This is a genomic window from Cognatundibacterium luofuense (assembly GCF_018139685.1).
Lineage (GTDB): Bacteria > Pseudomonadota > Gammaproteobacteria > Burkholderiales > Burkholderiaceae_D > Undibacterium > Undibacterium luofuense.
In genome coordinates this window covers 1-463 of the sequence record NZ_JAGSPN010000135.1, presented here as the reverse complement: position 1 = coordinate 463, position 463 = coordinate 1, and the positions used below count along the sequence as shown (strand labels likewise).

1 protein-coding gene is annotated in these 463 nt (G+C 46.9%); it reads left to right on the top strand.

The genetic code is table 11. The annotated features are described in order from the left end of the window. Positions 1 to 171 precede the first annotated feature (171 nt). A partial coding sequence (locus tag KDM89_RS19685; RefSeq protein WP_212689583.1) for a hypothetical protein occupies positions 172 to 463 on the top strand: 292 nt, incomplete at its 3' end.

Genomic DNA, 463 nt, shown 5'->3' with positions numbered 1-463 from the left:
GGCGATCGCGCTTGGCAGCGAACCGGCTGAAACCCATCGTGGCCTGGGCATTATATTTCGCGGTCAAAATCAACAAAAACTGGCATCAGCCAGTTTTTCCCGTTACCTGGAATTAGCACCGGATGCCTCCGATGCGCTGATGGTCAAAAATTATTTAGAGGAATCCAATTCATGAATCTCTTTAAGAAATGCATCTTACTTTCTGCGGTATTACTCGCAACAGCCTGTGTCACAACCACGAAGATAGATGCTGGCCCCAGAAATATAGGCGAACATTTACAACTGAACTTAAGCGGGGCCTGGAATCAGATCAATGTCTCAGGCATGAATGGCCCGCACACCGAAACCTGGACTATGGAAGGCCTGGCCATCGATAAACTGGATATCTATTCCGGTCTGAATGAAAATGAAGCCATCCATCCGGCTTCGGCTTCTGCCAGAGATAAGAAAAATTATGTGTTTA